At 41.8% G+C, this 6473-nt stretch carries 4 protein-coding genes; 2 read left to right on the forward strand and 2 right to left on the reverse strand.

Annotated elements, in window-relative coordinates:
* A partial coding sequence (locus tag IQ229_RS08525) for an ABC1 kinase family protein (protein WP_194042893.1) occupies positions 1 to 1576 on the reverse strand: 1576 nt, incomplete at its 3' end.
* 489 nt (positions 1577 to 2065) lie between these two features.
* Entirely contained in the window at positions 2066 to 4687 is a 2622-nt protein-coding gene (locus tag IQ229_RS08530; protein ID WP_194042895.1) for a M1 family metallopeptidase, read from the reverse strand.
* A gap of 73 nt (positions 4688 to 4760) precedes the next feature.
* Here IQ229_RS08530 and IQ229_RS23830 point away from each other — a divergent pair, with 73 nt between their 5' ends.
* Positions 4761 to 4961: a hypothetical protein gene (locus IQ229_RS23830; RefSeq protein ID WP_228013310.1), complete on the forward strand. Its 201-nt coding sequence runs from the start codon at positions 4761 to 4763 to the stop codon at positions 4959 to 4961.
* Positions 4962 to 5784: 823 nt separating this feature from the next.
* Positions 5785 to 6473: DUF3352 domain-containing protein (locus IQ229_RS08535; protein ID WP_194042896.1), on the forward strand; the 689-nt coding region annotated here is incomplete at its 3' end.

A 6473-nucleotide genomic window follows, 5' to 3' on the forward strand; every position in this document is an offset into this window, starting at 1 on the left:
GGTTCCACAGGCGTTGGACATCTTCGGTGTGCAGGCGGTCATCTTCGGTGAGAGCAAGCACCAACTGTCGCCTTAGAAACTTACCTTCTTCCGACATTAAGTATTGGAACCCCATCTGAGCTGTGGGCAATACATCAAAGTTGTTATCGGTACGAGCGATCGCAATCAAATTCTCTAACCGCTGCCACTGAAATTTACCATCTTTGAACAACACATTCAATAATCGTCGCCGTAATTCCGGCGATTCCCCTGTCAGCAACCGCCGCGCTATATAGGGATAACCCACTTCAATAATTTTGAAATCGGGGTTAAGGCTAAGGGCAATACCTTCTTGGGTAACTAGAGAACGAATAATCAAAGCAAACTTTGCCGGGACTCGGAAAGGATATTCGTACATCAGTTCCGAAAACTCATCGGTAATAGTTTTGAAGTTAAAATCCTTGACATTTTTGCCAATAGCGTTTCCTAGCACCGCTTCTAGTGCGGGCACTATCGGGCAAATATTCGTATCTGGAGTCAAAAACCCTAATTTTACAAAGTCTTCAGCTAAGTCGGTATAGTCTTTATTTACTAAATGCACTAGCGCATCGACCAGTGTTTCTTTGGTGCTTTCTTCCAACTGATCCATCATGCCGAAGTCAATATAAGCCATACGACCATCGGCTACAGCAAACAAATTGCCGGGATGAGGGTCAGCATGGAAGAAACCATATTCTAAAAGCTGTTGCAATCCTGATGTTACACCAATTTGGATAATTGCTTCTGGGTCTACACCTGCTTCGCGGATGCGTTGAGTATCCGTCAGCTTGAAGCCGTCAATCCATTCTAGGGTTAAAACGTGGGTATTGGTATAACGCCAATAAATGCCTGGAACTTTGACTTGTGGGTCATTGTGAAAGTTGCTAGCAAATTTCTCGGCGTTGCGGCCTTCATTAATATAGTCAATTTCTTCAAATAACTTCGTGCCAAACTCGTCCACAATTAAAGTGAGGTCGTGACCGAGATTTAAAGGCAACCAAGGAGCTAGCCAACCTGCTGCCCAACGCATCAGATATAGGTCGCGTGTAATTACCGGGTGTAAGTTGGGGCGTTGCACCTTTACGGCGACTTCTTCACCGCTGACCAGACGACCCCGGTACACTTGACCCAAGCTAGCAGCAGCAACTGGGTGAGGTGACAGTTCGCTAAAACTTTCGTGAATTGGACGGCCTAGTTCACTTTCGATAATCTGGTAAGCGATCGCATTATCGAAAGGTGGTAACTGGTCTTGTAACTTTATCAGTTCTTCTAAGAAATCTTTGCGTATCAGGTCAGGCCTAGTGGAGAGGGCTTGACCAACTTTAATAAAAGTCGGGCCCAGGCGGGTGAGCAGTTCTCGCAACTGGATAGCTCGTTTACCCTTGTTTTGCTCAACTTTATCTTGCCACTCGTCCCACTTCAGACCGAATATAAATCCTGCAAAGGAGGAGATAATTCTCAGCACTCGCCCCCAGGCTAGCCAAGGACGGTAACTATAGTAGCGAGCGATCGCATCTGGATTATAGAGTTTTAGTTGAGCAGGTTGATACTGACCCACGCCTTTTTTTGCCTCTTCAACTGAAAAATTTACAATGATTGTTTTTCTCCTGACCTACAAGTTAGTTGTAAGTTGCAGGATAGCGGTAGTCTTCTATCTAAAACAACTAGAACTCTACCCTTTGGGGATAGTGTTCGACGCGATTTTAGCATCTGTTACTGCCTAGATTTGTTTATCTTTTTCTTAATTATACTTTATAAAACTACAACTACTTATCCAACTTTTAGATGATTTTATCTTTTCTTAACTTTAATTTATATAACTATAAATATGTATCTATATATGCAAATTGAAACTCAGTAACCGCTTACAACATAAAGATCCCCGGCTTCTACCAGAAGTTGGGGATCTTGGTACTATGTTTATTTATACCTATGATTTAAGTGGAAAATAAAATTACAGCATTAACTAAAAACGTGGTAATTGGTAATAGCTTTGCCCCAATTACCAATTACCTGCTTTTAACCTGCTTTTAATTATTATGTAGTGCTATTTAGATTTGGCCTCCAAGTTTTCTAAACGGCTTCTCAATTCCTGGTTTTGTTGTTTGAGTTGGTCGAAATCTTCACGCAGTTGACGCAGGGTTTTTTCTGAACCAATGTTCTTTTGCACCTTGGAAATTTCTTCTTCAGCAGAGCGACGTACACGCCCATCAGCTGTTTGTTCAGCTAGCGATCGCAAAATCCCCACGGCTTTAGGCGTTTCCATTTGTCCTAATGCTGCTGCTACCGACACTTGCGTTAAAAAGAAGCTTTCTTTGGCTAATTCTGTTAATTTTTCTAAAATCCGTTCTAAATTAGTTGGACTTTGACCTACAGAAATCTTTCCTAAAGCGCGAATTGTGGCTAAACGTAGGGGTTGTGGTACACCGAGTTTGGTGTATTCTAGCAGCAGATTTAAAGCTGCTTCCGAGGTTTTGAATTCAGCTAAACCGGCGATCGCCCCACTCCGCACGACTTCATTCCAACCCGCCTTTTCTTCTAAAACTCCTTTCAGCAGCTTTAATACCTTGTCTTCCTTGGGTTTTTCTTCCAAGTTGGCCGATGCGATCGCCCCGATAACACGAGAAGCTGCTGCTTCCACGTAATAACTGGGATCGCCCTTTTGCACTAACCCTCTCACAACTTTATAGCTTTCAGCAGTTTTGAATTGAGTAAGTGCTTCCACTACAGCTCGTCGCACATAAGCATTTTTATCTTTTAACCCAGCAATTAAGCCATCAAAGGCTTGATCTAAATTTATTTGGGCTAGTTGTTTCGCCACTTCCACGCGCACACCCCACAATGGGTCATTTTTTAGCGATGCAGACAGTGCAATGATTGCTTCTAACCCACCTTTTTTCGCCAAAGCTGCTGCTGCATAACTACGCGAAATCGGGTCGGGATCGAATTCTAACTGTGCTTTTAACTCCGCGATTGGATATTCTAAAGTTACTGTTTTTAGGTAATTATTTCCAACATCAAAGCTAATAAATTGGGGCTTATTTTCTAGGGGAAAGTAGAAGCTTTGTTCGCGTTCATTCACGCGGACAGTAAAAGTTTTGAGTGCTGAGAATGAAGTGCTGAGTTTTCCGTTACTCCTGACTTCTTCCTGTTGGGTATAGCCAAAACCAATAGGTATTTTTAAATCAAACAAATCCTTACTGCCATTTTTACCTTCATCAGCTTGGGTTTGAGTGACTGTAATTTTTGCTAAATTAGCATCTCCATCCCAAGAGTAAGCTACTTTAAAATCGGGATGACCACCACGATAAACGTATTGGTCAAACAGGAATAAAAGATTACGTCCGGTTGCCTTTTCAATCGCCCTGAGTAAGTCTACTGTTTCTACAGTTTTATGAGCATTATCTTGGACAAATGTTTGAATTCCCTGCCAAAACAACTCATCTCCCAATTGGGCCCGAATCATGTGATAAACACAAGATCCTTTTTCGTAGATGTGGCGATCGTAAAGTTCAATCGCTTCTCGGTAAACGTGCGTTACCATTGGACGGCGATAACGGCTGCTATCTTCACTTAAGTAACGACGAGCTTCCAATAAACGATAGTAAGCTGCTTCTTCTAGACTATATTCTTGTTCTGTCCACATCACCTCAGAGTAAGAAGCCATCCCTTCTTTAATCCAAGCATGAGACCAATGCTTAATCACCACCAAATCACCAAACCACTGGTGCGCGAGTTCGTGAACGACTAAAGCTTCAGTGTTGCGGTTATCTAGGGCGGCGCGTTCATCTAGCAAACATCTGTCTGTTAACAGTGTTGTAGAGGTATTTTCCATGCCGCCAAAGATGAAGTCATCCACGCAAACTTGGGCGTATTTCGGAAAAGGATATGGATAACCATACTTTTGGCTCAAAAATTCGATCATGCGGGGAGTTTTGCCCATGCTGCGTTTAGCATCTTCCTCGCGTCCCTTTTCTACATAGTAGGTAACTGGTTTACCATTCCACTCATCCTGAATTTCGGCAAAATCACCTACTGCTAAAGTCATCAAGTAGGTAGGATGAACTTGTTGCTGTAACCAATGGTAGATTTTGTAATCACCATCTTCTGTGGTGTTAATCAATTCGCCGTTGGAAATCGCCACGAGAGGGTTGGGAACGCGGACACGAATTTCCGAAGTAGACAGTTGTCCTGGATAGTCAAAGCAGGGGAACCAAAAACGAGAGTCTTCGTCTTCTCCCTGAGTCCAAACTTGAGTAGGTTTGTTTGGGTAGTGCTTATCTGGTTGAATAAAATAAATACCGCGTTGCGGTTTTGTCACCGAGTAAGCGATCGCAATCAGCAAGCGTTTACCAATTTGGGTTGCCTGAGAAAGTTGGATGGAAAGCTGTTCATCGTCATAGTCAAAATTTTGTGGCACTTCGTCCACCTGCACAGACTCGATATTTAGGTTGACAGCATCCAAAGTCAAACGATCAATACCATTACGGATTGGCAAGAGGTGAATGCTACAACTGCCTTGATAGCATAGCTTTGGAATATCCAAGCTGAGATCGAGAAAAATATGCTCTACCTGTCCGGGGCGATCGGGGTTGTAGTGTGGTCTTGCTCCCGGTAACTCAAAAGGTTTGTGTCCGTTATTATCTGTATCAAAATAAGACTGCGACATTGATGCTTACTGACCTTGTAATCCTGAAAAGTCTGGCTTGGTTGGATGTAATTAAGTAAAATAGCGGTATTTGATGTATTTCCCAAATCAACAGGGCATTATGGAGGTGAGAACTCCCTTTTGGGATTGGGGGATTGAAATTAATCTCACCCGAACTTCCGCTACCGATGCTGGAATTTTTTTCCATATCCCTGCTGCATTTACTTTTCCTGATGTTCTGCACTTTTTTGGCATTGAGTCAAGAGTCTCTTGCACCTCGATAGATTCTCATTAAGTACAAATACTCCTAATTATTTTTATAACTTTAGGATAGCTTGCTGCTGAACACGCTATTTTGTTTAAAACGAACAGCATATCATTTGCAGATTCGCTCCTCATCTGGTTGAAGTATTTTTGAGAGTAATTTTAGACCGCTAATTTGTAGGATTACTAATTTTATCAGTAAATACCAACTGGAGTTGAAACTAAATGCAGGATACCAGTTGTGTGAGAGTACAATAACCGATTTCTGTCTCCGTAAAAACTCCCATATTGACGAGTGCCCGTAAAAGTCGCTTAGAGAAAACGCTTGTAGATTGAGGTTGCCTTTCCCAAATCTTCTTAACCTCTTTAACAAATCGGCGTAGGCGTAGCCCGTCGTAGACATCGCTAGCTTGTTTGCTGCATAGATGGATTGTGAGATCCAAATGCTATGGCAATCTGAAATCATTCGTAAACAATTGAGATTCTCAACTTCATAAGAGTTGTCGGGAATCTTACCCTTGCAATTTTTACAAATCAGATAGGATTGCTATGTATTTAATTTGCAAAAACCCATTTGTAGTGAAAAATCATTTTTAAGTAGGATGTTTGCTGATTGAGACATCACGTTTAACTAAGAATCTTTATGATTAATATCCGATTAATACTAGATGTCAAAAGCAATAATTTTCTGCAAGTAGGAGGTAGATGTGCAGCTTGTCAATGAGCGTGCTGCTGAATCCTTTTGTCATGGGTTAGTCTAGCGATGGATTAGCGGAAGTTATTATAAATCCGAAAACTCTACAGTGACACTTGTATAAATCTCGGTGACAATCTGAGCAAAAGAGGATAAAAAAATGCCTGAAAGTAAATCAAAATTTCTCATTCCTGCTGTTGGTGCTGCCATCGTTGTCGTAGGAAGTATAGCGGCTTATATGTACTTTAAAGGCTCACCAGTAGGTACATCAGACGCTCTAGGCAGTGCTAAAGTAGTACCTTCAACAGCATTGATGGCAACTTATATCAGTACTGACTCTGAAGCCTGGGCAAAGTTACAACAGTTTGGCACTCCAGAAGCACAAAAGTTAGTGGCCAAAGGTCTGGAAGATTTCAATAAGCAAATATTCAGTGACAGTAACGTTTCTTATGAAAAAGACATAAAGCCTTGGGCTGGTGGTGTGATGATTGCTGTATTGCCACCAAATCCCCTCAAACCTGCACAGTTAAAGGTACCCTCTGGGACAACTAATGTACCAACAAATTTACAGCAGGAATCAAATATCCTGATAGTGGTGGGAATCAAGGACAAACTCAGCGCCTTGAATTTTGCTAACAAATTGAAGTCACAAAAAGGGGTGAAACTACAGGAATCTGACTATCAAGGTCAAAAAATTGTCGAAACTACACAAAATGGCAAGCCGACGTATAGCGTAGTTTTAAATGATAGTCAGTTGGTATTAGCCCCCGAAAAACAAGCTGTAGAAAAAGCAATTGATACGTTTAAGGGACAATCTTCTTTTGCCAGTAAAGAAGGTGCTAGCAGCAT

The sequence above is a fragment of the Nostoc cf. edaphicum LEGE 07299 genome, assembly GCF_015207245.1.
Lineage (GTDB): Bacteria > Cyanobacteriota > Cyanobacteriia > Cyanobacteriales > Nostocaceae > Nostoc > Nostoc edaphicum_B.